The organism is Vibrio sp. KUL78, from assembly GCF_059725505.1.
Genome location: NZ_AP045837.1, coordinates 3,153,636 through 3,179,408, shown reverse-complemented (window position 1 = coordinate 3,179,408; position 25,773 = coordinate 3,153,636). Strand labels below are relative to the sequence as shown.

The 25,773-nt window shown below is 48.2% G+C and carries 21 protein-coding genes and 8 tRNA genes; 24 read left to right on the top strand and 5 right to left on the bottom strand.

Going from position 1 to position 25,773, the window contains the following annotated elements; genetic code table 11:
• Positions 1-194 precede the first annotated feature (194 nt).
• Together rraB and AC6I8Y_RS14770 are read left to right on the top strand one after the other, a co-directional pair.
• Positions 195-608, top strand: coding sequence for a ribonuclease E inhibitor RraB (gene rraB, locus AC6I8Y_RS14775; protein WP_042473231.1), 414 nt, complete (start codon positions 195-197; stop codon positions 606-608).
• 110 nt (positions 609-718) lie between these two features.
• Entirely contained in the window at positions 719-1,519 is an 801-nt protein-coding gene (locus AC6I8Y_RS14770) for a glycosyl hydrolase 2 galactose-binding domain-containing protein (RefSeq protein ID WP_498020430.1), read from the top strand.
• An 86-nt stretch (positions 1,520-1,605) separates the two neighbouring features.
• On the opposite strand, the gene mutS is transcribed toward AC6I8Y_RS14770, so the two are convergent.
• The gene (gene mutS / locus AC6I8Y_RS14765; protein ID WP_498020429.1) at positions 1,606-4,167 is read right to left on the bottom strand and encodes a DNA mismatch repair protein MutS; all 2,562 of its coding nucleotides are present in this window, start codon (positions 4,165-4,167) and stop codon (positions 1,606-1,608) included.
• A gap of 147 nt (positions 4,168-4,314) precedes the next feature.
• Here mutS and pncC point away from each other — a divergent pair, with 147 nt between their 5' ends.
• The 22 genes from pncC (at position 4,315) to luxS (ending at position 22,855) form a co-directional block, all read left to right on the top strand.
• Complete coding sequence (gene pncC / locus AC6I8Y_RS14760; protein ID WP_498020428.1) at positions 4,315-4,815, top strand: nicotinamide-nucleotide amidase; 501 nt, start codon at positions 4,315-4,317, stop codon at positions 4,813-4,815.
• Positions 4,816-5,018: 203 nt separating this feature from the next.
• Positions 5,019-6,056: a recombinase RecA gene (gene recA / locus AC6I8Y_RS14755; protein ID WP_042473235.1), complete on the top strand. Its 1,038-nt coding sequence runs from the start codon at positions 5,019-5,021 to the stop codon at positions 6,054-6,056.
• 77 nt (positions 6,057-6,133) lie between these two features.
• On the top strand, positions 6,134-6,598 hold the full coding sequence (gene recX, locus AC6I8Y_RS14750; protein WP_498020427.1) for a recombination regulator RecX: 465 nt from the start codon (positions 6,134-6,136) through the stop codon (positions 6,596-6,598).
• Between the two features lie 159 nt (positions 6,599-6,757).
• The gene (alaS, locus tag AC6I8Y_RS14745) at positions 6,758-9,343 is read left to right on the top strand and encodes an alanine--tRNA ligase (RefSeq protein ID WP_498020426.1); all 2,586 of its coding nucleotides are present in this window, start codon (positions 6,758-6,760) and stop codon (positions 9,341-9,343) included.
• Between the two features lie 216 nt (positions 9,344-9,559).
• On the top strand, positions 9,560-10,747 hold the full coding sequence (locus AC6I8Y_RS14740) for an aspartate kinase (protein ID WP_252012617.1): 1,188 nt from the start codon (positions 9,560-9,562) through the stop codon (positions 10,745-10,747).
• A gap of 92 nt (positions 10,748-10,839) precedes the next feature.
• Entirely contained in the window at positions 10,840-11,037 is a 198-nt protein-coding gene (gene csrA, locus AC6I8Y_RS14735; protein ID WP_004415691.1) for a carbon storage regulator CsrA, read from the top strand.
• Positions 11,038-11,247: 210 nt separating this feature from the next.
• Positions 11,248-11,340 (top strand) — tRNA-Ser (locus AC6I8Y_RS14730).
• Between the two features lie 45 nt (positions 11,341-11,385).
• Positions 11,386-11,462 (top strand) — tRNA-Arg (locus AC6I8Y_RS14725).
• A gap of 27 nt (positions 11,463-11,489) precedes the next feature.
• A tRNA-Ser gene (locus AC6I8Y_RS14720) sits at positions 11,490-11,582 on the top strand.
• A 69-nt stretch (positions 11,583-11,651) separates the two neighbouring features.
• A tRNA-Arg gene (locus AC6I8Y_RS14715) sits at positions 11,652-11,728 on the top strand.
• 102 nt (positions 11,729-11,830) lie between these two features.
• Positions 11,831-11,907: transfer RNA gene (locus AC6I8Y_RS14710), tRNA-Arg, on the top strand.
• Positions 11,908-11,986: 79 nt separating this feature from the next.
• Positions 11,987-12,063, top strand: a tRNA-Arg gene (locus tag AC6I8Y_RS14705).
• A gap of 67 nt (positions 12,064-12,130) precedes the next feature.
• Positions 12,131-12,207: transfer RNA gene (locus tag AC6I8Y_RS14700), tRNA-Arg, on the top strand.
• Between the two features lie 68 nt (positions 12,208-12,275).
• Positions 12,276-12,352: transfer RNA gene (locus AC6I8Y_RS14695), tRNA-Arg, on the top strand.
• A gap of 409 nt (positions 12,353-12,761) precedes the next feature.
• The gene (locus AC6I8Y_RS14690; protein ID WP_042473248.1) at positions 12,762-13,019 is read left to right on the top strand and encodes an oxaloacetate decarboxylase subunit gamma; all 258 of its coding nucleotides are present in this window, start codon (positions 12,762-12,764) and stop codon (positions 13,017-13,019) included.
• A 36-nt stretch (positions 13,020-13,055) separates the two neighbouring features.
• Positions 13,056-14,846 (top strand): sodium-extruding oxaloacetate decarboxylase subunit alpha, encoded by a 1,791-nt coding sequence (gene oadA / locus AC6I8Y_RS14685; RefSeq protein WP_252012616.1) that lies wholly within the window; start codon positions 13,056-13,058, stop codon positions 14,844-14,846.
• Between the two features lie 9 nt (positions 14,847-14,855).
• Positions 14,856-15,986, top strand: a complete 1,131-nt coding sequence (locus AC6I8Y_RS14680; protein WP_234495114.1) for a sodium ion-translocating decarboxylase subunit beta — start codon at positions 14,856-14,858, stop codon at positions 15,984-15,986.
• 210 nt (positions 15,987-16,196) lie between these two features.
• On the top strand, positions 16,197-17,147 hold the full coding sequence (locus AC6I8Y_RS14675) for an NADP-dependent oxidoreductase (RefSeq protein WP_498020425.1): 951 nt from the start codon (positions 16,197-16,199) through the stop codon (positions 17,145-17,147).
• On the top strand, positions 17,141-17,596 hold the full coding sequence (locus tag AC6I8Y_RS14670; protein WP_128649347.1) for a YqaA family protein: 456 nt from the start codon (positions 17,141-17,143) through the stop codon (positions 17,594-17,596). Before AC6I8Y_RS14675 ends, AC6I8Y_RS14670 begins: the two co-directional genes overlap by 7 nt.
• A gap of 26 nt (positions 17,597-17,622) precedes the next feature.
• Positions 17,623-20,481: a M16 family metallopeptidase gene (locus tag AC6I8Y_RS14665; RefSeq protein WP_498020424.1), complete on the top strand. Its 2,859-nt coding sequence runs from the start codon at positions 17,623-17,625 to the stop codon at positions 20,479-20,481.
• A gap of 105 nt (positions 20,482-20,586) precedes the next feature.
• The gene (gene gshA / locus AC6I8Y_RS14660; protein WP_498020423.1) at positions 20,587-22,176 is read left to right on the top strand and encodes a glutamate--cysteine ligase; all 1,590 of its coding nucleotides are present in this window, start codon (positions 20,587-20,589) and stop codon (positions 22,174-22,176) included.
• A gap of 160 nt (positions 22,177-22,336) precedes the next feature.
• Complete coding sequence (luxS, locus tag AC6I8Y_RS14655; protein WP_042473253.1) at positions 22,337-22,855, top strand: S-ribosylhomocysteine lyase; 519 nt, start codon at positions 22,337-22,339, stop codon at positions 22,853-22,855.
• 107 nt (positions 22,856-22,962) lie between these two features.
• On the opposite strand, the gene ruvX is transcribed toward luxS, so the two are convergent.
• The 4 genes from ruvX to rsmE all read right to left on the bottom strand — a co-directional run bounded on the left by ruvX (position 22,963) and on the right by rsmE (position 25,747).
• The gene (gene ruvX / locus AC6I8Y_RS14650) at positions 22,963-23,388 is read right to left on the bottom strand and encodes a Holliday junction resolvase RuvX (protein ID WP_234495117.1); all 426 of its coding nucleotides are present in this window, start codon (positions 23,386-23,388) and stop codon (positions 22,963-22,965) included.
• Between the two features lie 64 nt (positions 23,389-23,452).
• A complete protein-coding gene (locus tag AC6I8Y_RS14645) occupies positions 23,453-24,022 on the bottom strand; it encodes a YqgE/AlgH family protein (protein ID WP_128649352.1) in 570 nt (189 codons plus the stop codon).
• A 32-nt stretch (positions 24,023-24,054) separates the two neighbouring features.
• Positions 24,055-25,002, bottom strand: a complete 948-nt coding sequence (gene gshB / locus AC6I8Y_RS14640; RefSeq protein WP_234495118.1) for a glutathione synthase — start codon at positions 25,000-25,002, stop codon at positions 24,055-24,057.
• 13 nt (positions 25,003-25,015) lie between these two features.
• The gene (gene rsmE / locus AC6I8Y_RS14635; protein WP_128649346.1) at positions 25,016-25,747 is read right to left on the bottom strand and encodes a 16S rRNA (uracil(1498)-N(3))-methyltransferase; all 732 of its coding nucleotides are present in this window, start codon (positions 25,745-25,747) and stop codon (positions 25,016-25,018) included.
• Positions 25,748-25,773: the final 26 nt, after the last annotated feature.

Genomic DNA, 25,773 nt, shown 5'->3' with positions numbered 1-25,773 from the left:
ACAAATGGCTGAATCGCCAAGGACAGTTTCCAGAGATAGAGAAATGTTAAAATTATGTTTATGTGATCTAGATCGAGTTTCGTCGTTTAAAGCAAAGACAAAAATAGTCAGGAAAGATCTCGTTTTGATCTTTCGATCTCCGCTGACTTCTCGTATCATTCATGCCGTTAACCTATTTATAGCTGGAGCACTTTATGTCTCAACAAGATGAGTATATGTCCGTTGAAGAACTGATCGAATTTCAGAAGGAAGAAACTCGCGATATCATTCAAGCACTAATTGAAGATGGAAGTGATCCAGAGGCACTTTACGAGATCGAGCACCACCTATTTGCAGAAGACTTTGATCGTCTAGAGAAAGCGGTAGTTGAAGCGTTCAAGATGGGTTTCGAAGTTCTAGAAGCAGAAGAAACCGAAGATGAAGACGGCAACAAGCTGCTTTGCTGCGATGCGACTATGGAGTCGGCGCTTAATGCAGAACAAATTGATGCGCAGGTAGAGAAGCTGGTTCACTTAGCCGAGAAGTACGACATCATTTATGATGGCTGGGGTACTTACTACGAGGGTGAAGATGCGCTTTACCCTGAAGAAGATGATGAAGACGAGTAACTCCTCTTTTAGAGAAAAGGTCAGCTAAGCTGACCTTTTTTGATCACGCTATCTTTCCAAAAACGATTTGATTATACTGCGCTAAATATGATCTGGGTCAAACTTAGCGAATGAAGATAAATCTCGACGGCCTCTGGCAACTCTCTCCCCTTACGGATCTTTCTATTCCTCAAGATGATCTGACGTTTCCTGGCCCATTAAGCCAAGTATTACCTGAACACCTATCAGAGCCATCCATTATCGAGCAAGAGTGGCACTTAATGCACGACTTTGAACTGACCGAGCAGCAACTGGCCAATCCGGCGGTGGATTTGGTGATTGGCGGCGTGGATTACTATGCGGAAGTGCGCATCAATGGGCGAGCAGTGATAGATTGTGATGGCAGTGAGACGACCTATCGTAAAGAGGTCAGAGCCCATCTTCAGGAAGGGCCGAATCGCGTTGAAATCTTGTTTCTTGAGTTCGATGAGGATGACTTGCTGGTTGATATGGATAAGGCGCCAACCTGCTCACTTGTCCAAGAAAAAACGCGTACCGATGAGCGTATGGGTGTTTGGCAAATGCCGTATCTTCAGTTTATTCCTCACGTGCGCCTTGAGCATGTGGCGATGGAGCAGATATGGCACCATGGTGGCGGCTGCGAGTTTAAAGTCGACCTACATTACCAAACCTTTCGTGCCGGTCTTGTTTCTGCCTCTGTTAAGTTTAATGGCATGACGTATTTTCTGCCCATAGATGTTCGTGCTAATCAGGCATCGGCGCTGTTTCAGATAGAAGCACCTAAGTATGCGAACCCTGAAGCCCCTAATAAAGATGATCTATATAACCTAGTCGTTGAGCTTGATGGTCAACAGCAAGAGTTTGACGTTGCACTCAGCGAGCAGTTGTGTGTCACCCACATTGCGCTGTAGATTGAATGTAAGGCGATGCGACGATAGGAGCTAGCCTTGGTTCTCCCCCTTGATAAGGGGGAGCTAGAGGGGGTAGCAGCGCGCACCTAAAGCAGTTGCTTCAACCGATACAACTCTTCCAACGCCTGACGCGGCGTCAAATCATCGGGATTAATCTGCGCCAGTGCTTCTTCCACTTCACTTGGTTCAGGGATCAAGCTTAGCTGATTAGCAATATCGACTTGTGGCGACTCTGCGCGAGCAGGGTTTTGTCCAATCTGTTCTAGCTGCGTCAGTTTTTGGCGCGCGTTCTTGATCACCGCTTTTGGCACGCCAGCGAGGCCTGCAACGGCCAAACCGTAAGATTTACTTGCTGCACCCTCTTGAACCGCGTGCATAAACGCAATCGAATCACCATGCTCAACCGCATCCAGATGAACATTGGCAAGGTGAGGAAGTTGATTCGGCATTTCTGTTAGCTCGAAGTAGTGCGTAGCGAAGAGCGTCATCGCACCAACCTTGGTTGCTAGCCATTCTGCACTGGCCCACGCGAGCGAAAGGCCATCGTAGGTACTAGTGCCTCGACCAATCTCATCCATCAACACTAGGCTGTTTTGCGTAGCGTTATGGAGAATGTTCGCCGTTTCTGTCATCTCCACCATAAAGGTTGAGCGACCCGATGCGAGATCATCAGAGGCACCGATGCGGGTAAAGATGCGATCTAATGAGCCAATTTCTGCTGATTCAGCGGGCACATAGCAGCCAATGTGAGCCATTAGAGCAATGAGCGCAGTCTGTCGCATGTAGGTCGATTTACCACCCATGTTCGGACCTGTAATGATCAGCATTTTACGCTCAGGGTTAAGCGCGATTGGGTTGGCAATAAAAGGCTCATCCATGACCTGCTCTACCACAGGGTGACGACCAGATTGGATCTGAATACCGGCTTTTTCGCTGAGCGTCGGGCGGCAGTAATCTAAGCTCTCTGCGCGCTCTGCTAGGTTTTGCAGTACGTCTAATTGAGACAGGGCAGAGGCAAGGTTTTGTAACTGTTCTAAGCTTGGCAGCAACAAATCAAACAGCTCTTCCCAAAGCTTTTTCTCAACGGCGAGTGCCTTAGATTTTGAGTTCAGTACCTTATCTTCATGCTCTTTGAGCTCAGGAATAATGTAGCGCTCAGCATTTTTTAGAGTTTGCCTACGAACATAGTGCGGCGGCACTAGATGGCTTTGACCACGGCTCACCTGAATATAGAAACCATGCACATTGTTGTAGCCAACTTTTAACGTGTCGATACCGTGGCGGTCACGCTCATCATGCTCAAGCTTTTCGAGGTACGCGGTAGCACCATTGGCGAGGTCGCGCCACTCATCGAGCTCAGCATTGTAGCCATCGGCAATCACACCGCCGTCACGAATAACGACCGGAGGGTTCTCTTTGATCGCTCGCTCAAGCAGAGTAGCCATCGACTCCATGGGTGCAGAATAGTCAGCCAGCTGTTTGAGATAAGGATGCGCCACGGTCTCAAGACTGACCGCCAGTTCCGGTAGCTGTTGCAGCGCGCTTCGTAAACGAGCCATATCACGAGGTCTTGCCGAGCGCAGTGCTAGCCTTGCCAAGATACGCTCAATGTCACCGATCTGCTTGAGCGTTGGAGCAAGCTCGGTATAGAGCGCGTCTTGCTTGAGCTCAGAGATGGCATCCAAACGATAGTTCAGTGTCTTTTGGCAGCGCATAGGTTGATGGATCCAGCGCTTGAGCATTCGGCTACCCATAGCTGTAGCGGTGTGATCTAGCACCTCAGCTAGCGTGTTTTCATGGCCGCCAGACAGGTTCTGGGTCAACTCAAGGTTGCGCCTCGTGGCCGCATCGAGAATGACCGATTGATCTTGACTGTCTAGTGTCAATGAGCGGATATGAGGAAGCGCGGTACGTTGGGTGTCTTTTACGTATTGGATCAAACAGCCTGCTGCACATAGACCTAGTACACAATTCTCAACACCAAAGCCGACAAGATCCTTGGTACCAAATTGTTGGTTGAGCTGCTGGCGCGCAGTATCAATCTCAAACTCCCACACAGGGCGACGACGATTGCCATTGCGACTCGCCATGATATCAACAGGTTCAAAGTCTTCAGGAAACAAGAGTTCTTTAGGCGCAGTGCGCTGCAGCTCAGCCAGCATGGCTTCTTCTGTACTGGGTTCACAAAGTTGAAAACGACCAGAGGTAATATCCAGAGTAGCGTAGCCAAATTTGCCATTTTGGTGATAGATTGCGGCAATAAGATTATCAAGCCTTTCCGAGAGCAGAGCTTCATCAGAGACAGTGCCGGGCGTAACAATGCGTACGACTCTTCTCTCAACCGGGCCTTTGCTGGTGGCAGGATCACCGACTTGCTCACAAATCGCTACCGATTCGCCAAGCTGGACCAGTTTCGCTAAGTAGCCTTCGACAGCATGAAAAGGAACACCTGCCATAGGAATAGGCTCACCCGCGGAGGCGCCGCGCTTGGTCAGTGAGATATCGAGCAATTGAGATGCGCGTTTCGCGTCGTCGTAAAACAGCTCGTAAAAATCGCCCATTCGATAGAACAGCAAGATATCTGGATTCTCTGCTTTTAGCTTCAGATATTGCTGCATCATTGGTGTGTGTTTTTGTTCCGCTTTCACTGTCACTTCTTTGCTACTGGTTTTTCATTGCCGCCTAGGATACGTGAAAGCGGCGAGAGCGAAAAGGGAAGAGTCGTCACTGATATCACGCAAGCGCAGGTATTAAACCCAATTAAGTCCCACACGAAGGACTAGGAGTTGTGTCAAATGCAAAACATATCTGAGTTAAGTGCCAACCTAGGTCAATTACTGCAACAGAGAGATCAGGTTTTAGTGACCGCTGAATCCTGCACAGGTGGGGGCGTGGCAACCGCGATTACCGATATCGCAGGCAGCTCTGCGTGGTTTGACCGAGCGTTCGTCACCTACAGCAACGATGCCAAGATGGAAATGATTGGTGTGAAGTCAGAAACGCTTGGGAAGCATGGCGCCGTGAGCGAACCTGTGGTGATTGAAATGGCGCAAGGAGCACTATCTCGTTCAAACGGAACCCTAAGTGTCGCAATCAGTGGTATCGCTGGACCTGGTGGAGGCAGTGAAGAGAAGCCAGTCGGAACCGTATGTTTTGCATGGGCATCTTCTCAGGGCTGGCAGAAGGTAGAAACCTGTTTGCTAACGGGTGACCGAGCGAGTGTTCGTTTACAGGCAGTAGAGCATGCACTAAGAACGTTACACACCCATGTTCTTGAAGATGAGCCGTTTAGCTAAGCCTATTGAAATATAAAGAGTCTTGGTGAAGTCACACTGAGGTCACAAAAAAATCTTCATACAGGTATAGACACTGTATGAATCAACAGTATAATAAAATACATCTTGCGATGAATTGAACGCATCGCTTACCTGATTAAAACAGCTAAAGCACGTAAGTTGCCTAAAGCGTATATCCGTAAAGGATAGTTGTGGAGAAAGTAATGGACGAGAATAAACAGAAGGCGTTAGCCGCTGCATTAGGTCAGATTGAAAAACAATTTGGTAAAGGCTCAATCATGCGCCTTGGTGATAACCGTACCATGGACGTAGAAACCATTTCAACGGGTTCACTTTCTCTCGATATTGCACTAGGTGCAGGTGGTCTGCCTATGGGTCGTATCGTAGAGATCTACGGTCCAGAATCATCAGGTAAAACAACGCTTACCCTTGAGTGTATTGCTGCCGCTCAAAAAGCAGGCAAAACCTGTGCGTTCATCGATGCTGAGCACGCCCTAGACCCTGTCTATGCGAAAAAGCTGGGTGTTGATATTGATGCGCTGTTGGTATCTCAGCCAGATACAGGTGAGCAAGCGCTTGAAATCTGTGATGCTCTTGCACGCTCTGGTGCGATTGACGTGATGGTTGTCGACTCGGTTGCTGCACTAACACCAAAAGCGGAAATCGAAGGCGAAATGGGTGACAGCCACATGGGTCTGCAGGCTCGTATGCTTTCTCAAGCTATGCGTAAGCTTACTGGTAACCTAAAGCAGTCTAACTGTATGTGTATCTTCATCAACCAAATCCGTATGAAGATTGGTGTGATGTTTGGTAACCCAGAAACTACCACTGGTGGTAACGCGCTTAAGTTCTACGCATCTGTACGTCTTGATATCCGCCGCACTGGCTCTATTAAAGAAGGCGATGAGGTTGTGGGTAACGAAACTCGCATTAAAGTCGTTAAGAACAAGATTGCTGCACCATTCAAACAAGCAGAAACTCAGATCCTATACGGTCAGGGCTTCAACCGCTACGGTGAGCTGGTTGACCTAGGTGTTAAGCACAAGCTGGTTGAAAAAGCAGGCGCTTGGTACAGCTACAACGGCGATAAGATTGGTCAAGGTAAAGCAAACGCATGTAAGTTCCTGCGTGAAAACCCAGAAGCGGCACAAGCGATTGATAGCAAACTACGTGAGCTATTGCTAACGCCTGCGATTGTTGAAGAAGCAGAAACTGGCGAAGCGCCGGCAGAAGAGCTATAAATCTTCAATTGAATTAAACAAAGCCCTGCACTGCGGGGCTTTGTTGTATCTGTTTTCCTATCAAGTTATTAGTCTCTATGTATCAACGAAAGCCACCGACCCTGTCCGCTAATGAAGCTGCGATCCAACTGTTAAGTCGCCGAGATCATGGCGAGTATGAGTTGTACCAAAAGCTTGCCTTTAAAGGCTATGAGGAATCCGAGGTTGAAGCCGCGATAGAGCTGTGTAAGTCATATCGATATCTTGATGATCTGCGCTTTGCCAAAAGCCAGGTAAGGCAGCATGTCTACAAGGGGCATGGTGAGCGTCGAATTCGTCAAGAGCTGAATCAAAAGCGCGTCTCAGAGTCGGTCGTGAATGAAGCCTTGATGGAAGAAGAAATCGATTGGTTTGAGCTGGCGAAAACCACAGCTGAGAAAAAGTTTCGCCATGGAAAAGCCAGTGATCCCAAAGAATATGCCAAGCAAGTGCGATTTCTACAGTATCGAGGCTACTCTTTTGACCAAATAAACTACGCACTAGATTCACTAGAAAGTGAATAACACCTTCCCGTCACTGCCCGCAAATACTTGCCCTGACTTGAATAAAGTTTAAATTCCTTCCGTTTGTTGCCTTTTTTACCAGAAGACTAGGCGAATCCTTACTCATGGGGTTACAATATGCCCCCAAAATCTAACTCGAATTATTTCAGGAAGAGCTGCATGTACATGAGCACAGACGAGGTTCGCAACGCGTTCCTTAAGTTCTTTGAGAGCAAAGGGCACCAAATCGTAGACAGTTCATCGTTGGTTCCACACGATGACCCAACTCTGCTTTTCACAAACGCCGGTATGAACCAGTTTAAAGACTGTTTCCTTGGCCTAGAAAAGCGTAACTACACTCGTGCCACTACGGCCCAGCGTTGTGTTCGCGCTGGTGGTAAGCACAACGACCTTGAGAACGTTGGCTTCACTGCTCGTCACCACACTTTCTTTGAGATGCTGGGTAACTTCAGCTTCGGTGATTACTTCAAAGAAGATGCCATCAGCTTTGCTTGGGAATTCCTAACAGAGACGCTAAAACTGCCAAAAGATCGCCTGCTGGTTACGGTTTATGAAACTGACGACGAAGCATTCGAGATCTGGAACAAGCAAGTGGGCGTTCCTGCAGACCGCATCGTTCGTATCGGTGATAAAGAAGGCGGTAAAGCTTACGAGTCAGACAACTTCTGGCAGATGGGTGACACTGGTCCTTGTGGCCCATGTACAGAAATCTTCTACGATCACGGTGAGCACATCTGGGGCGGTCGTCCTGGTACTCCGGAAGAAGACGGTGACCGCTTCATCGAGATCTGGAACAACGTATTCATGCAGTTCAACCGTCACGCCGACGGTACAATGGAGCCGCTACCAAAACCATCGGTAGATACAGGTATGGGTATCGAGCGTATCTCTGCAATCATGCAGGGCGTTCACTCAAACTACGAGATCGATGTGTTCCAAACGCTAATCAAAGCAGCAGCAGAAGTTATTGGCTACGAAGACCTTTCTAACCAATCACTGCGCGTTATCGCTGACCACATTCGTTCGTGTTCATTCCTAATCGTTGACGGCGTAATGCCATCAAACGAAGGTCGTGGCTACGTGCTTCGTCGTATTATCCGTCGTGCAGTACGTCACGGTAACAAGCTTGGCGCACAAGGTGCCTTCTTCTACAAACTAGTTGGCACCCTAGCATCAGTAATGGGTACTGCCGGTGAAGAGCTTAAGAAGCAACAAGCCGTTGTAGAAAAAGTACTGCGTATCGAAGAAGAGAACTTCGGTCGTACTCTTGAACGTGGTATGACAATCCTGACTGAAGCACTTGATAATCTTGGCGACGAGAAAGTGCTAGACGGCGAAACCGTATTCAAACTTTACGACACCTATGGCTTCCCAGCTGACCTGACTAACGATGTGGCTCGTGAGCGCGAGTTTGCTATCGATGAAGAAGGTTTTGAGAAGGCGATGGAAGCTCAGCGTCAACGTGCGCGTGAAGCTGGCCAGTTTGGCACTGACTACAACGCAGCAATCAAAGTTGATACCAATACTGAGTTCTGCGGTTACACAGGCACAGAAGGTAGCAGCACAGTGGCAGCGATGTTTGTTGAAGGCAATGAAGTGGAAGCTCTGTCTGCTGGCGACAAAGCGATTGTGGTACTTGAAGAGACACCGTTCTACGCAGAGTCGGGCGGTCAATGTGGTGACGCTGGCGTTCTTAAAACATCAGCGGGTCTATTCAAAGTAGAAGACACTCAAAAGCTAGGTAACGCGATCGCACACCACGGTGAGCTGGTTGAAGGCGTACTTGCTAAGGGCGATGAAGTGGCAGCGACTGTGGATGCAGAGCGCCGCGCGGCTATCTCGCTAAACCACTCAGCTACGCATTTGTTGCACGCAGCACTGCGTCAGGTTCTGGGTGAGCACGTAACGCAGAAAGGCTCACTAGTGAAGCCTGACAACCTACGTTTTGACTTCTCTCATCTTGAAGCGATGACCAAAGCGGAGATCAAACAAGTTGAGCGTCTAGTGAACGCTCAGATCCGCACTAACCATGTGATCGAAACCAACGTTATGGACATTGAGTCTGCGAAAGCAAAAGGCGCGATGGCTCTGTTTGGTGAGAAGTACGACGATGAAGTTCGTGTTCTTTCAATGGGTGAATTCTCAACTGAGCTTTGTGGTGGTATCCACGCAAATAACACGGGTGACATTGGCCTATTCAAGATCACCTCTGAGGGTGGTATTGCTGCGGGTATCCGTCGTATTGAAGCGGTAACAGGTGAAGCTGCTCTGGATGCGATTGAAGCAACAGCGGCACAGTACGAAGCGAAACTTGGTGATGCGGCAAGCAAAGCGAAATCTCTAGAAAAAGAGATTGCTCAGCTTAAAGACAAGCTAGCAGCAGTAGAAAGTGCCAACATCATGGGTAAAGTCGAAGAGATCAATGGTACTAAGGTACTGGTTGCTGCTCTTGAAGGTGCAGATAGCAAAAACCTTCGCACCATGATGGATAACGCTAAGAACCAAATGGGCAGCGGTATCGCGTTCATTGCCAATGTTGCTGATGGCAAGATTGGTTTGATCGCAGGTGTGACTAAAGACCTAACTGGCAAAGTAAAAGCGGGCGATCTTGTTAAGATGGTGGCTGAGCAAGTTGGCGGTAAAGGTGGCGGTCGTCCAGATATGGCGCAAGCAGGCGGCAGTGATGTCGATGCGCTTCCAGAAGCGTTGCAATCTATTCGTGGTTGGCTTGAAGAGCGCCTATAACTCTTAAGTAAACACCGCTAAATGCCCAATCAATGTTTGTTGATTGGGCATTGTTGCTTTTGGTTACTACCTATTCAGTGAATCAATTGCACAGTGCAGAACTGCACATCTATTTAATAGGCGAGGTACATGGCGTCGCCTAATACAGGAGCGGTCACTCAAGACCGTAATTTCAAAATTCGACAACACTATGTTGTCTTGGGAAGGTGAAGACTGGTGAAAAGACCACTAATCGTGCAAAAGTTCGGTGGAACTTCTGTTGGCTCTGTTGAGCGCATCCATAGCGTTGCAGAGCATGTAATTCGAGCTAAACAAACCGGCAATCAAGTGGTTGTCGTTGTCTCAGCGATGTCAGGTGAGACCAACCGTTTGGTTGAACTTGCCAAACAAGTAGACAAAGTGCCAAACGTCAGAGAGCTGGATGTATTGCTCTCTGCAGGTGAACAGATCTCTATGGCACTGCTGTCGATGACGTTGAGCAAACTTGGACACGCAGCGATATCTCTGACCGGTGGCCAGGCACGAATTATGACCAACAATAATCACAACAATGCCACGATTAGTCATATTGATACCAGTGTCATCGATGAACATTTAGCGCAAGACAAAATTGTGATTGTCGCTGGATTCCAGGGCATAAATGAAGTCGGCGATATAACGACATTGGGACGAGGTGGCTCTGATACGACAGCGGTCACCCTAGCGGGTGCCCTAAACGCACAAGAATGCCAAATATTTACCGATGTCGATGGCGTTTACAGCTGCGACCCTCGAGTCGTCAAAAACGCGCAGAAGCTCGATAGCATCGATTTCCCAACTATGCACGAAATGGCCCACAAAGGCGCTAAGGTGCTCCATCTTCCTTGTGTGGCTTATGCGTGGCAAAATCATGTGCCACTGCGTGTGCTTTCTAGCTTTGACGCAGGAGAGGGGACATTAGTGGCGGGTAAAGAGGCTAAACCTGGGATCTGTGGTCTAGCAATACAGAAACAGGTGGTGTCACTACGTATCTGTGAAGAACATGTCGATGTTGTTGATAAGCAAAAGCAGATGTTGGGAGTGGAAGAAAGCCACTGGGTGACAGATTCGACCTACAGTCATTTGTTGGTGAAAACAGATTGCCGTGACAAGCTAAAATTAGTCATTGAAGACAAGATCGTTACAGAGCAGGACGTCTCACTTCTGACACTTGTGGGGTCAAATGCCGCAGAGCAAGCGTCACAATATCAACAACTTCTCAACTTATCAGACATATCTGTTCTACACTTTTGTGAAGATACGCACTCAATTACACTCGTTCTCGAGCCAGGGGCTATCGACAAAGCGGCTAACGTACTGCATGATAACTACATTATCGCCAGTGGATCCGTTGAGAGAGAAGAAAAACAGGTACATTTGGGGTAAATACTTTTCAGAAGATAGTTTACGAAAATATAACTTTTGTTGGATAATAAGTTTCGTAGCAAGATAATTAGAGAATACTCAAGGAGCTAAGAATGCTGATTTTGACTCGCCGTGTTGGTGAAACGTTGATGATTGGTGATGAAGTCACTGTTACTGTATTGGGTGTTAAAGGCAACCAAGTTCGCATTGGTGTTAATGCTCCAAAAGAAGTGTCAGTGCATCGTGAAGAGATCTACATGCGCATTCAAGCGGAGAAAGGAAACGGTAACGTTGCATCAGGCAACTACTAATCCTAACTAGAGAGGGCTGGCAATTTGCCGGCCTTTTTGTTGCGTGAAATTTGCCATAAAACAGAGGCACCAAGGCGAATTTTGCTTAGGAAAGCTACGATTAAATGGTGGTTTGGTTAATTTGCCAACGCTTAGTCTGTTTTTTCCTATTTTTACCAAGAAAATGTTTGACTTATTTTTGGTAAATCGTAATATGTGCCTCCGCAAGACGGTGAGGTGGCCGAGAGGCTGAAGGCGCTCCCCTGCTAAGGGAGTATACGGTTTGTAGCCGTATCGAGGGTTCGAATCCCTCCCTCACCGCCATTCTTGCATTGTGTTGTATGACACTGTTCTTATTGAACATATTGCGCGCTCGTAGCTCAGCTGGATAGAGTACCTGGCTACGAACCAGGCGGTCGAAGGTTCGAATCCTTCCGAGCGCGCCATTTCTCTCTTCGGAGCGAAATACATGTGGTGAGGTGGCCGAGAGGCTGAAGGCGCTCCCCTGCTAAGGGAGTATACGGTTTGTAGCCGTATCGAGGGTTCGAATCCCTCCCTCACCGCCATTTATTGACTGTTTCAGTCAATTTTTTTGTTCAAAAAGAAATTAAATGTGATATGCTTCACAACCTTGCGCGCTCGTAGCTCAGCTGGATAGAGTACCTGGCTACGAACCAGGCGGTCGAAGGTTCGAATCCTTCCGAGCGCGCCATTCTCTCTTTTTTGTAGAGGATGCCCTTTGGGAAAGGACTTTCTCTTATAGAGAAAAGGGTAATGCCCTGTAATGTCAAATGACAATGCGAAAACTTATTGCGCGCTCGTAGCTCAGCTGGATAGAGTACCTGGCTACGAACCAGGCGGTCGAAGGTTCGAATCCTTCCGAGCGCGCCATTCTCTTTGAAAGAGCGTTCTTTTTGAAAGGGACAGGGGAAGCCCTGCATCGTTAACTGACAACACGAAAATTTGTTGCGCGCTCGTAGCTCAGCTGGATAGAGTACCTGGCTACGAACCAGGCGGTCGAAGGTTCGAATCCTTCCGAGCGCGCCATTCATTCTACTTTGTAGAGAAAAGGGTAATGCCCTGCAGCGTCGAATGACAATGCGAAAACTGTTGCGCGCTCGTAGCTCAGCTGGATAGAGTACCTGGCTACGAACCAGGCGGTCGAAGGTTCGAATCCTTCCGAGCGCGCCATTTTCTTTCTTTACAGAGACCTAGGGTATTGCCCTGCAGTGTCGAATGACAATGCGAAAACTTGTTGCGCGCTCGTAGCTCAGCTGGATAGAGTACCTGGCTACGAACCAGGCGGTCGAAGGTTCGAATCCTTCCGAGCGCGCCATTCTTTAGAAACCTCGCTTCGGCGGGGTTTTTTATTAACAAAAATTTATCATATCAATAACCTTATTATTACAACGTAATGTTTTTAAACGAAAAATTGCGGTAATTTTAAGCGTGTCCCAGTTTTTCAACTTTAGTTTGTTTATGTTGAGATCTCATGTGAGGTCATAGTATGAAGTTCTGTGTAAGCCTAAATACACCATAAATTGTCGTGTGCATCATAGTTTTTCATTCGAATGACGTTTTAATGACGGCGTAAGATTAAACAAAATTGACAAACTTTCACCAATCGAGATAATCCTAGACCTCTTGCAATGGATCGATGCAAGGCCATTGTGAGTCAATCAGTGAGCAGTGACGCCACAAAAATGATTGAGTAACTTGTCAGGATGACAAAGAAAGGAAGCAACATGACTAATATTGGAAGCCTGCTAGGAGATGCAGCCACCCTCATGCTAACGGGTATGGCCGTGGTATTTGTATTCCTAACAATCCTCGTTTATCTCGTTCGGTTAATGTCAAAATTGGTACCAGAAGAAGTACCAGAACCGATCGCAGTTCCTACTCAGAATAAAACCCAACCATCCCCCTCAAATGGTGTTAGCCCGAATGTGGTGGCAGCAATTTCTGCCGCTGTCCATCAATACCGCACTTCGGCCGCTAAATAGATTGAGTTAAAAAAGCTTAAAAAGGAGTTTATGAGCATGTCTAAACCACTTGCTATCACGGACGTGGTACTTCGTGACGCCCACCAATCTTTGTTTGCTACGCGCATGCGTATTGAAGATATGTTACCGATCGCAGCTGAGCTTGATAAGGTTGGCTACTGGTCCCTAGAAACGTGGGGGGGAGCGACCTTTGATGCCTGTATTCGATTCTTGGGTGAAGATCCATGGGAGCGTTTGCGCGAGCTAAAAAAGGCCATGCCGAACACACCTATGCAAATGCTGCTTCGTGGTCAAAACCTACTGGGTTATCGCCACTACGCAGATGACGTTGTTGAAAAGTTTGTTGAGCGTGCACATGCTAATGGTATGGATGTGTTCCGTATCTTTGATGCGATGAACGATGTTCGTAACTTTGAAAAAGCAGTGAAAGCAGCCGTTGATGTCGGCGCGCATGCTCAGGGCACGCTGTCTTATACGACAAGCCCAGTTCACAACACCGATACTTGGGTCGATCTTGCTAAGCGTCTTGAAGACTTAGGCTGTCACTCTCTATGTATTAAAGATATGTCGGGTCTGCTAAAGCCTTACGAGGCAGAAGAGCTGATTTCTCGCATCAAAGCATCTTGTGAAGTGCCGCTTGCGCTGCACTGCCACGCGACAACGGGTCTGTCTACTGCGACAGCAGTGAAAGCGGTAGAAGCTGGGGTCGATATTCTAGATACCGCAATCTCGTCGATGAGCCAAACCTATGGTCACACGCCAACAGAAACTGTTGTCGCGATGCTACAAGGTACTGAGCGCGACACCAACCTAAAACTCGAGCAGATCGAGCCTATCGCTGCTTACTTCCGCGAAGTTCGCAAGAAGTATGCGAAGTGGGAAGGTCAGTTGAAAGGCGTGGATTCTCGTATCCTAATTGCTCAGGTACCTGGTGGTATGCTGACCAATATGGAAGGTCAGCTAAAAGAACAAGGTGCCGCGGATCGCATCGATGAGGTTCTAGAAGAGATCCCACGCGTACGCGAAGATCTTGGCTTTATTCCTCTGGTAACGCCAACCTCGCAGATCGTCGGTACTCAGGCGGTTATCAACGTACTGACTGGTGAGCGCTATAAGAGCATCACTAAAGAGACGGCCGGTGTTCTAAAAGGCGAATACGGTAAAGCGCCAGCGGAAGTCAACGCTGAGCTTCAAGCAAAAGTGCTTGAAGGTGGTGAAGCGATTACCTGTCGCCCAGCCGATCTACTCGAAGCTGAGCTACATACGCTGACGGATGACTTGTTACAGAAAGCGAAAGCAGAGGGCATTTCTCTAGCAGAAGACACTGTGGATGATGTTCTTACTTACGCACTTTTCCCACAAGTTGGTCTTAAGTTCCTGAAAAATCGTCACAACCCAGATGCATTTGAACCAGCGCCAGGTAAAGAAGAAGCGAAGCCTGCTGCGCCTGTCGCTGCGCCAGCAACGTCTGCTCAAGGTATCGAAGCATACAGCGTGAAGGTCGATGGTCAGGTTTATGATGTTGAAGTGGGACCAAAAGGTGAACTGATGTCAGTAACGCCAGCAACCGCTCCTGCGGCCGCTGCACCAGCGCCATCTCCAGCAGCAACCAATGTTGAGGCGGTATCTGCGCCGCTAGCGGGTAACATCTTTAAGGTTAATGTCGCTTCTGGTGCGCAAGTTCAAGAAGGCGATGTCCTATTGATCCTCGAAGCGATGAAAATGGAAACGGAAGTTCGCGCAGCGCAAAGCGGCGTGGTTCAAGATGTACACGTTAAAGAAGGTGATGCCGTTGTTGTTGGCGCGCCTCTTGTTAGCTTAGCGTAAGGGAGCACCATGGAAGGATTGATGACCTTATGGTCAGAAACAGGGATCGCTAACTTTGAATTCGGCCAGATCTGCATGATCTTGGTCGGATGCATCTTGTTGTACTTGGCGATTCGCAAAGGGTTTGAGCCGCTACTCCTATTGCCAATCGGCTTTGGTGCTGTGTTGGCAAATATCCCTAATGCTGGCTTCACTGAGCCGGGTGGTCTGCTGTACTACGTCTACTATATCGGTATTGAATCGGGTGTATTCCCACTGCTCATTTTTATGGGCGTGGGCGCGATGACGGACTTTGGTGCCCTTATTGCTAACCCGAAAACGCTATGGTTAGGCGCAGCGGCACAGTTTGGTATCTTTGCGACCTTATTTGGCGCGATCTTGCTGAACTACGTACCAGGTATGGAGTTTTCCATGCAGGATGCGGCATCAATCGCTATCATCGGTGGTGCCGACGGCCCAACCGCGATTTTCTTAGCGAGCCGACTGTCTCCTGATTTGCTTGGGGCAATCGCGGTAGCAGCATACAGCTACATGGCATTGGTACCAATCATTCAGCCGCCAATCATGAAGGCACTTACCACGCCTGAAGAGCGTACTATCAAAATGGCTCAGCTGCGCCACGTTAGCAAAGGCGAGAAGGTTCTGTTCCCTCTTGCCGTGCTATTGATGACGATTCTGTTCTTGCCATCGGCAACGCCTCTGGTTGGCATGTTCTGTCTTGGTAACTTGATGCGTGAAGCGGGTGTTGTCGATCGACTATCGAAGACGGCGCAAAATGAGCTGATCAACATCGTCACCATCTTCTTGGGTCTAGGTGTGGGTTCTAAGCTTCAAGCTGAGCAGTTCCTGAACTTCGAAACCTTGGGTATCCTGGCACTTGGTGCTGTGGCGTTCAGTATCGGTACTGGCGCGGGTGTATTGATGGCGAAGCTCCTCAATAAGTACTCAAAAGAAGACATCAACCCTCTTATTGGTGCTGCAGGGGTTTCTGCCGTACCAATGGCGGCGCGTGTAGTAAACAAAGTAGGTTTGCAGGCTAATCCGCAAAACTTCCTACTGATGCATGCAATGGGACCAAACGTCGCAGGCGTATTGGGCTCTGCCGTTGCTGCGGGTATCTTGTTAGCTCTGGTTGGCTAGCACCTACGACTGCATTTGATAAGCCAAAGGGAAGCGCGAGCTTCCCTTTTTGCGTTACTAGCTCAGTGTCTCAGGCGACTTACCGGAATCAAACGCACAGCTAAAGTGATTGAATTTGTTACATACTTGCTATTGAGTGATGAAAAGTTAATCTAGACTCAACTATGGAAATCGTTACTATGAAGTCTTGATTAGGAAGAGGAAGCTGCAATGAAGTGTAAACAGATCGTGATTCCAGAATTTGGTTCAGCAGAGGTATTGGCGTTTCAAGAGATTGAGGTTCCACAGCCTCAGGCCGGAGAAGTTCTGGTAAAGGTTACCTACTCAGGAATCAATCCGATTGATGTGAAAACTCGTGCAGGTCTTGGTTGGGCGGCTGCCGAGAACAAAGACAATCTTCCTTGGGTTCCCGGCTATGACATCGCCGGTTCGATTGAAGGACTGGGTGAGGGTGCTAATGAGTTCGAAATAGGGCAAGAAGTCGTTGGCTTTATCGGTTTCCCTGTTCGAGGTGGTGGCTACAGCCAGTACGTATGTGTTCCTGAGTCAGAGTTAACTCCGATTCCTAATTCCGTCACACTTGAAGCGGCCGCAGCGTTGCCGCTGGCAGGTCAAACCGCGGCACAAGCAATCAATAAAGCACAAGTTCAAGAAGGGGAACGAGTGTTGATTTTAGCGGGTGCAGGTGGTGTCGGTCATATCGCCGTTCAAATCGCTGTCGCAGCAAAAGCAGAAGTGTATACCACGTGCAGTGAGCGTAATCTTGATTATTTGGCCACCTTGGGCGCGCATGCCATTAACTATGAGTTTGCACCGGCATCCGAGCGTGTAAGTGACGTCGATGTGCTTATCGATCTTGTTGGTGGTGATACGGCTTTAGATGCGCTGAAATGTTTGAAAGATAATGCGCGAGTCGTGACGATCCCTACGATTACCGCAGAGCTAGTGTGTGAAAAAGCCAAGCTTCTTGGTTTTGAAGCAAGTGGTATGTTGGTATCGCCAGATACTAAACAGATGGAAACCTTACTTTATATGGTGGGCGTTGGGTTGCTGAAAACGGAGATCCAACAAGTCTACCCTTATCAACAAGTGGTGGCTGCTCATCAGCAGGTAGAAACCAGCCGCACGCGCGGTAAAGTACTTCTTAATATGCAATGCTAGAAACGTTTTCTCAATTCCTTGCGGAGTCTTGGTTCGCCGACTCCGCTCTCGCTGTTCTTTTTATCTCTGGATTTTTAAGTGCAACACTTCTCCCGGGCGGCTCTGAAGCAGGTCTTATTGCTACATTGAGCCTGCAACAGTATTCGCCCGTATGGGTTATTATCGTCGCCACGATAGGTAACACCTTAGGTGGTCTCACTAATTATTGGATAGGGATTTGGTTACCAAATCGAACTCAAAACGAGAAGCATGGTCATAAAGCCATGGCTTGGCTACAAAAATATGGGTATTGGAGCTTGTTATTTAGCTGGCTACCCGTCATTGGCGACCCTCTCTGTTTAGCGGCAGGGTGGCTAAGAATGAAATTTCTGCCTTGTGTTGTTTTGATCGCTATAGGTAAGGCTCTGCGCTATATGGTGCTTACGGCCTTGTTCTACGGTCTATTCTAGTTTTCTCGATCTTTTAAGGAGCTCTTATGAGAAAGATCTGGCTCGGCTTACTGTCGGTGGTCTTTGTTTACGGTTGTAGCAATAGTGACTTTTCGACCCAAAGCGATAGCGCACTCCCTCCGGGTATCACCCTTGTTGAGGAGATGAAAGCCGATCCCGACCGGGTGATGATCCCATACTCCAAGTACAAGCTGGATAATGGTTTGACCGTCATTTTAGCGCCTGACGATTCAGATCCTCTTGTGCACGTCGATGTGACCTACCATGTCGGCTCGGCACGTGAGGAAATCGGCAAGTCTGGGTTTGCTCACTTTTTCGAACACATGATGTTCCAAGGCTCAGAGCATGTTGGCGATCAACAGCATTTTAAGATCATCACGGAGGCCGGTGGTACCTTAAACGGTACAACGACTCGAGATCGAACCAATTACTTCGAGACGGTTCCGTCCAATCAGCTTGAGAAAATGTTGTGGCTGGAAGCGGACCGTATGGGCTTTTTGCTTGGCGCTGTCTCGCAGCGTAAGTTTGAAATTCAGCGTGATACCGTCAAAAATGAACGCGCCCAAAACTTTGATAACCGCCCTTACGGTCTGATCTGGGAGCGTATGGGAGAGGCGATGTTCCCTGAAGGCCACCCATACTCCTGGCAGCCGATTGGTTATGTAGAAGATCTCGATCGCGTCGATGTCAACGATCTAAAAGCCTTCTTCTTACGCTGGTATGGTCCAAACAATGCCGTGCTCACTATCGGTGGTGATATCGATAAGGCGCAAACCCTAGAGTGGATCCACAAGTACTTTGGCTCGATACCTAAAGGTCCGAGTGTAGAAAAAGCACCAAAACAGCCGGCAGTACTGCCGGAAGATCGCTACATCACGCTCGAGGATCGCATCCGTCAACCTATGGTGGTGATTGGCTGGCCAACGACGAGTTACCGCGGGGCGGAAGATCAAGTGGTTCTCGATGCGATGGCGGATGCTATCGGTGGTGGTACCAACGGTTTGCTGTATCAGAAGCTAATCAAAACGCAGAAAGCCCTCGATGCTGGTGCGTTTAGTGACTGTAATGAACTCGCGTGTAATTTCTATGTGTATGCCATGGGCGCCTCTACAGACAAAGATGGCTTGAAGTCTCTTTACAATGACTTGTTAGCGACGCTGGATGAGTTTGATAAACAAGGCATCAGTGACGAGCGACTCAAGCAAATCACAGGGCTTTCAGAAGCCGGTGCTGTGTTTGCACTACAAAGCGTAAAAGGCAAGGTGACTCAACTTGCCGCGAATGAAACCTTCTATGGTCAGCCGGATCGCATTGAGCAAAAACTGGAGCAGATTCGCTCGGTGACATCGGAAGAGGTAAGTGCTGCTTACAAGACCTTCATTGAAGACAAACATAAAGTCACCTTGAGTGTTGTCCCAAGAGGGCGAACCGACATAGCGGTGAAACCGGCAACGTTCGTGACGCCAGCACGCACTCTGCCTGAATATAAAAAGGTAACCGAGGCCGATCTTGAGCTGCGCCGTCCTGTTGATGATTTTGATCGCAGTGTTATGCCTCAGGTAGCGGAAGGGGTTGCGGCGAAAATGCCTGAGTTGTATCAAGTTCACTTCGACAATGGCAGTGAGTTATTGGGCACCGAGACCAGTGAAACGCCAACGGTTGAGATCCACTTCCAGATGCCAGCGGGCAGTCGCTATGTTCCTAAGGGCAAAGAAGGGCTTGCTGGCCTTACTGCTGCCATGATGGAAGAGGGCACAACAACACGTACGGTTGAGCAGCTTCAAGCAGAGCTCGATAGTTTGGGGAGCCGGATTGGATTCAGTGAAGGTGCGTACACGACACGAGTTTCTGTGTCTGCTCTGGAGCGCAACCTACCACAAACCTTAACCTTGCTTGAGGACATCTTGTTCAACCCTGCGATGAAACAGGAAGACTTCGACCGTCTCAAAGCACAAACGTTAGAAGGCTTGGTGTATCAGCATCAAAAACCAAGCTGGATGGCATCGCAAGCTACCCGTGATGTGCTCTATGGTGACTCAGTCTTTGGTCGTTCATCAGACGGCAGTGCCGAGTCCATATCGTCTATCACTATAGAGGATGTGAAAGCCTTTTATCGCGATCACTACACGCCGCAAGGAACCCAAATCGTCGTGGTTGGCGATATCTCAGAGAAGAAGATCACCGATCAATTAGCGTTCTGGTCGCTATGGCAAGGGCAAGCAGCACCGCTTATCGCACCTGAGGTCACTCCATCTCAAGGTGAGCAGCGAATTTATCTTGTCGATAAACCATCTGCACCACAAAGTATTGTACGTATGGTGCGTCAAGGTTTACCGTTTGATGCAACGGGCGAGCTTTACCTAAGTCGTCTAGCAAACTTTAACCTGGCAGGTAACTTCAACAGTCGCATCAATCAGAACCTCAGAGAGGACAAAGGCTATACCTATGGTGCCAGCGGTTATTTTGCTAGCAACCGTGAAGTTGGCGCGATTGTGTTTAGTGCTCAAGTTAGAGCCGATGCAACCCTTGCTTCTCTCGAAGAGATGATTGCTGAGCTGAAAAACTACAGTGAAAATGGCATGACGGACGAGGAGCTCTCTTTCATGCGCCTCGCAGTGGGGCAACAAGACGCCTTGACTTATGAAACACCGAGTCAAAAAGCCAGCCTGCTTTCGTCGATTTTAACCTATAGTTTGGATAAGGATTACCTTAAGCAGCGTAATGAGATTGTCGCCACAGTCGAAAAAGAGACCCTCAATACGTTGGCAGCGAAGTGGTTTGACCCGAGCCAATATCAGCTGATAGTGGTCGGTGATGCCAAGCGTTTAAAACCACAACTAGAGAAATTGAATATTCCAATTACAGAGCTTGAAATCTCTCAATAGCATGACCATATAGGGAGGATGGGTGATCTGACGGAGAACAAGGTTTGCTGTCTGTCGGTGCATCCACCCTTCAATTGGAATAACAAACTATAAGCGAATCGCATTGTGACTAATTTTGCTAAGCGACTGGATCAAGTTGCTAAAGATGAGACCGTTTTCCGTCAGTTTGGACGCGGTGTGGAACGGGAATCGCTACGTTACACCGACGATGGTCGATTAGCGACAACACCTCACCCTAAGGCGTTAGGCTCAGCCTTCACTAATGAATACATCACGACGGACTTTTCAGAGTCGTTATTGGAGTTTATTACCCCAGTGTCACGTGATGTTGATACGCTGATTAATCAGTTGTCCGATATTCATCATTTCACGCAAACCAAGCTCGGTGACGAGAAGCTTTGGCCTTTGTCTATGCCTTGTTATGTTGGCTCAGAAGATGACATTGCCTTAGCACAGTACGGCAGTTCAAACTCAGGTCGAATGAAGACGTTATACCGCCAGGGACTTAAGCACCGCTACGGTAGCTTGATGCAGATTATCTCTGGCGTGCACTTTAACTTCTCTTTTCCTGAATCATTTTGGGATGCATTATTTGGCGAGCAAGACGAGAAAACTCGTCAAGATGCCAAGTCAGAAGCTTACTTTGGGTTGATCCGCAACTACTACCGCTTTGGTTGGTTGATTCCTTACTTCTTTGGTGCATCACCAGCTATCTGCTCCTCTTTCTTACAAGGCAAAGAGACGAAGCTTCCGTTTGAAAAAGTGGGTGGGACCTTATATCTACCAAAAGCGACGTCGTTAAGGCTAAGTGACCTTGGTTATACCAACAGCGCTCAGAGTGCACTGAAGATTGGTTTTAATGGATTAGAACAATACCTAGAAGGTCTTAACCAAGCGATTCATACCCCATCACAAGACTTCGCCAAAATTGGCGTTAAAGTAGATGGTGAGTACCGTCAGTTGAATGACTATGTGCTGCAGATAGAAAATGAGCTTTACGCGCCAATCAGACCAAAGCGTGTCGCAAGAAGCGGTGAAAAACCGTCAGAAGCACTATCTCGCGGCGGCGTTGAATACATCGAGGTCCGCTCTTTGGACGTTAACCCGTTTAGCCCAATTGGGATTACCGCGGAGCAGATTCGCTTCCTCGACTTGTTCCTAACTTGGTGCACGCTCAAAGATTCTGAGCCGATGGACAATTGTGAGCTAGAGTGCTGGCGTGAGAACTGGAACAAGGTCATTGTTGATGGCCGCCAAGTGGGTCTTCAGCTGCAAATCGGCTGTCACGGTGAAGTTCTCGATAGCCAGTCGTGGGTAAAACGCGTCTTTGCTGATCTTCGTGAGATTGCCAAGCATATGGATTCAGCACACGGTGGTAACGAGTACGCTGCAGTATGCGACAAGCTAGAAGCGTGGAACGAAAATCCTGAACTTTCTATCTCAGGTCAGCTACTGGCGAAAACCAAAGAGCTAGGCGGACTTGGGAAAGTGGGCTGTGAACTGGGTAAAGAGTACCGTCAGAAGAACCTTTCTCACGAATATAAAGCGTATTCGACTCAAGTAATGGAAGATGAGGTCACTCGTTCGGTTTCAGCTCAAATGAGCATTGAATCGGCGGATACCGTTAACTTCGACGACTTCTTGTCTGATTACTTTGCTTACCTATCACCAGAGCAAGCTCAGGTCGCTAACTAAGCTTGCTAACTGAGGTTGCGCAGCAATACTGTGCCACTTACAATCACGCTAAAGAGATTGTTCTTGAAGACACTGTTCTTAAAGATATAGCTCTTACAGACACTGTTCTCACGGTTTTAACCCAAGGTTGGAACCGTGAGTAAACCAAGGAGAAAATATCATGCCACTACTGGATAGCTTTACGGTAGACCACACTAAGATGCACGCTCCAGCGGTACGCGTTGCGAAAACAATGCAAACCCCTAAAGGCGACACGATTACTGTTTTCGACCTACGTTTTACGATCCCAAACAAAGACATCTTGTCTGAGCGCGGCATTCACACACTAGAGCACCTATATGCAGGCTTCATGCGTGCACATCTAAATGGTGATCAGGTTGAGATCATCGATATCTCTCCAATGGGTTGTCGTACTGGTTTTTACATGAGCTTGATTGGTACCCCATCTGAGCAGCAAGTTGCTGACGCTTGGCTAAATGCAATGCAAGATGTACTGAAAGTCGAGAGCCAGAACAAGATCCCTGAGCTTAACGAGTATCAATGTGGTACTGCAGCGATGCACTCACTGGATGAAGCGAAAGCGATCGCAGAGAAGATCATTGAAGCGGGTATTCAAGTGAACAAGAACGATGAACTTGCATTGCCTGAGTCTATGTTGCAAGAGCTGAAAGTAGACTAATTGAATTAGGTCGCGCGCTTTGAGTCTATCCCTGTTTGCGCAGGAGCGCGGCTAGCGGACATTAAAAAGGATGGCATTTGCCATCCTTTTTCGTTTTTAAAGCCGCTTTAAGCCCACTGCGCCTCAAACCAGCTCTCTAAGATCACCACTGCTGATTGGCAGTCAACATTGCCTTTTGATAAGGCCTTGTAACCACCCATCTCAAACAGCTCCGAGCGAGCTTCGGCGGTAGACAGTCTTTCATCGTGCATTTCCACTTGAAAGCCGAACCGACCATGTACACGGTTGGCAAACTTCTTGGCGCGAGCGGTGATTTCATCAAGTGCTTTGCCTCGTACGTCGGTGGGTAGACCCACGACGATGAGGTCAGGTTGCCACTCTTTTAGCATGGCTTCGATGTCATCCCAGTTTGGAATGCCGTCTTTGGCTTTGAAAGCTTTTAGTGGGCTTGCTGTGCCAGTGACCTCTTGGCCGATAGCACTACCAATACTCTTGGTGCCGAAATCGAAAGCAACGATGGTTCTGGATGTCATAATTTCTCTGTTTGTGAAGGCAATGGTCTTGTTTAGATGAATCTCTAGCTTTCCAAAATAGGGTCTATGCGTGACCAACATCTGTTGAAAGCTGAGCGATATCGAACCCTAACATACCGACGGCGCTACTCCAACGCTCTTCCACCGGGGTATCAAAGATCACGCTTGGATCGGCCTCTATGGTGAGCCAAGAGTTCTCAGCTAACTCGGTTTCCAGTTGCCCCGCACTCCAGCCAGAGTAGCCTAATGCGACGATATAGTTATCCGGCTGTGCGTCAGTGCCGAGTACGGCCAGAATATCCTTAGACGTGGTCACAGATACCGTGTCGGTGATCTGGATACTGGACTGGTACTGATCTTTAGGGTTATGAAGGATAAAGCCGCGATCTTCAGAAACGGGCCCGCCGTTTAACACGGGCTCGTCGAGGCTTTTGCTGTGTGTCGTTTGCGAGGCGATGGGAAGCTCGGTTTGCACTTGCTTGAGCATGTTTGCAACGGTGACATCGATAGGGGTGCTGATCATGATCCCCATCGCGCCATCTTCATTGTGCTCACACACATAGATGACGCTGCGTTGGAAATAAGGATCCTTCATCCCCGGCATTGCCACGAGAAAGTGGTTGGCTAAGTTCATGATCGCCTCTCCCAATAGACTTCTACAATTGGCTACTTGCCTAAACGGCGCTCGATAGCGTCCATTAGTTTGCCAGTAATAGAGATGTCAAAGGCGGCTTCAATTTCACGAATGCACGTTGGGCTGGTCACGTTGATCTCAGTAAGTTTGTCACCGATGACATCCAGACCTACAAATATTAAGCCCTTCTCTTTCAAAGTGGGAGCTACCGCCTCGGCAATTTGCTTGTCTGTCTCACTTAAGGGACGAGCTTCACCACGGCCACCGGCTGCTAGGTTGCCACGAGTTTCCCCTTTAGCTGGGATACGCGCTAGGCAGTAAGGCATTGGCTCACCATCGACCACGAGAATACGTTTGTCACCGTTGCTGATATCAGGAACAAACGTCTGCGCCATGGCGTAGTTTTGACCGTGGTTAGTCAGAGTTTCGATGATCACCGATACGTTCGGATCGTCTTGCTTAACACGGAAGATAGAAGCGCCGCCCATACCATCAAGTGGTTTAAGGATGACATCACCATGCTGATCGCGGAACTCTTTAATCTTCTCTGCTTTGCGCGTTACGATAGTCGTTGGCGTTAGCTCAGGGAACCACGCTGTGAAGAGTTTCTCGTTGCAGTCACGAAGGCTTTGCGGCTTGTTAACGATTAGCGTGCCTTTCTCTTCTGCGCGCTCCAAAATGTAGGTCGCGTAGATGTACTCTGTATCGAATGGAGGGTCTTTACGCATCAATACGGCATCTAGCTCAGACAGCTCAATGGTTTGCTCTGAAGTAAATTCGTACCAGCCATTAGGATCTTCTTTAAGCGTCACGACTTTTGTATCGGCAACCGCTGTACCTTGATCTAGGTGTAGGTCATTCATCTCCATATAGTGGATTTCATAACCACGACGCTGTGCTTCCAGCATCATTGCAAAGCTTGAATCTTTTTTGATGTTGATGGACGAAATAGGGTCCATCACGATACCGAGTTTGAGCATTGTTTTTCTCCCGTTAACCTAAATCGCCAAAGCGTACTTGAAGTGCCGTAATAGCGGTCAGTGCCGCCGTCTCAGTTCTAAGTACACGAGGACCAAGCAGGGTTTCTTCGAATTGATATTGTTCTGTCATTTCAATTTCTTGCGCAGACAAACCACCTTCTGGACCGATAAGAAGACGAACCTTATTCACGGGCTCTGGCAAGGTATTAATTGAGTATTTTGCTCTTGGATGAAGGTTGAGTTTAAGCGCCTCAGATGGCTCTGCACACCATTCTTCTAGCGACATGATTGGGCGAATCACAGGGATGGTATTACGTCCACACTGCTCACAAGCGCTAATGGCTATCTTTTGCCACTGTTGCAGCTTTTTCTCAAAACGCTTGGCATCGAGTTTCACGCCGCATCGTTCTGAGATGAGAGGCGTAATCGTGTTCACACCTAGCTCAACGGACTTTTGGATGGTGAACTCCATCTTATCGCCGCGAGAAATAACTTGTCCGAGATGCAAATCGAGTGGTGATTCGATGCTCGACTCGACCTTCTCTTGAATATCCACGTCGACATTTTTCTTCCCGACGCTGGTAATCGTCGCAGGAAACTCATGGCCACTACCGTCGAATAGCAGAACCTCTTGACCCTCTTTCATACGCAATACTCGGCCAATGTGCCCTGCGGCATCATCGCTTAGGGCGAGAGTGCCTAAAGATTGAATCGTTTCAGGGTGATAGATACGAGGTATACGCATAACAATTTCCAAAGAACAAACAGTAT

Bases quoted from the DNA above. Each gene is read 5' to 3' on its own strand.
- rraB (WP_042473231.1), top strand. From the start codon at position 195: ATGTCTCAACAAGATGAGTATATGTCCGTTGAAGAACTGATCGAATTT.
- AC6I8Y_RS14770 (WP_498020430.1), top strand. From the start codon at position 719: ATGAAGATAAATCTCGACGGCCTCTGGCAACTCTCTCCCCTTACGGAT.
- pncC (WP_498020428.1), top strand. From the start codon at position 4,315: ATGCAAAACATATCTGAGTTAAGTGCCAACCTAGGTCAATTACTGCAA.
- recA (WP_042473235.1), top strand. From the start codon at position 5,019: ATGGACGAGAATAAACAGAAGGCGTTAGCCGCTGCATTAGGTCAGATT.
- recX (WP_498020427.1), top strand. From the start codon at position 6,134: ATGTATCAACGAAAGCCACCGACCCTGTCCGCTAATGAAGCTGCGATC.
- alaS (WP_498020426.1), top strand. From the start codon at position 6,758: ATGTACATGAGCACAGACGAGGTTCGCAACGCGTTCCTTAAGTTCTTT.
- csrA (WP_004415691.1), top strand. From the start codon at position 10,840: ATGCTGATTTTGACTCGCCGTGTTGGTGAAACGTTGATGATTGGTGAT.
- AC6I8Y_RS14690 (WP_042473248.1), top strand. From the start codon at position 12,762: ATGACTAATATTGGAAGCCTGCTAGGAGATGCAGCCACCCTCATGCTA.
- oadA (WP_252012616.1), top strand. From the start codon at position 13,056: ATGTCTAAACCACTTGCTATCACGGACGTGGTACTTCGTGACGCCCAC.
- AC6I8Y_RS14680 (WP_234495114.1), top strand. From the start codon at position 14,856: ATGGAAGGATTGATGACCTTATGGTCAGAAACAGGGATCGCTAACTTT.
- AC6I8Y_RS14675 (WP_498020425.1), top strand. From the start codon at position 16,197: ATGAAGTGTAAACAGATCGTGATTCCAGAATTTGGTTCAGCAGAGGTA.
- AC6I8Y_RS14670 (WP_128649347.1), top strand. From the start codon at position 17,141: ATGCTAGAAACGTTTTCTCAATTCCTTGCGGAGTCTTGGTTCGCCGAC.
- AC6I8Y_RS14665 (WP_498020424.1), top strand. From the start codon at position 17,623: ATGAGAAAGATCTGGCTCGGCTTACTGTCGGTGGTCTTTGTTTACGGT.
- luxS (WP_042473253.1), top strand. From the start codon at position 22,337: ATGCCACTACTGGATAGCTTTACGGTAGACCACACTAAGATGCACGCT.
- ruvX (WP_234495117.1), bottom strand. From the start codon at position 23,388: ATGACATCCAGAACCATCGTTGCTTTCGATTTCGGCACCAAGAGTATT.
- AC6I8Y_RS14645 (WP_128649352.1), bottom strand. From the start codon at position 24,022: ATGAACTTAGCCAACCACTTTCTCGTGGCAATGCCGGGGATGAAGGAT.
- gshB (WP_234495118.1), bottom strand. From the start codon at position 25,002: ATGCTCAAACTCGGTATCGTGATGGACCCTATTTCGTCCATCAACATC.
- rsmE (WP_128649346.1), bottom strand. From the start codon at position 25,747: ATGCGTATACCTCGTATCTATCACCCTGAAACGATTCAATCTTTAGGC.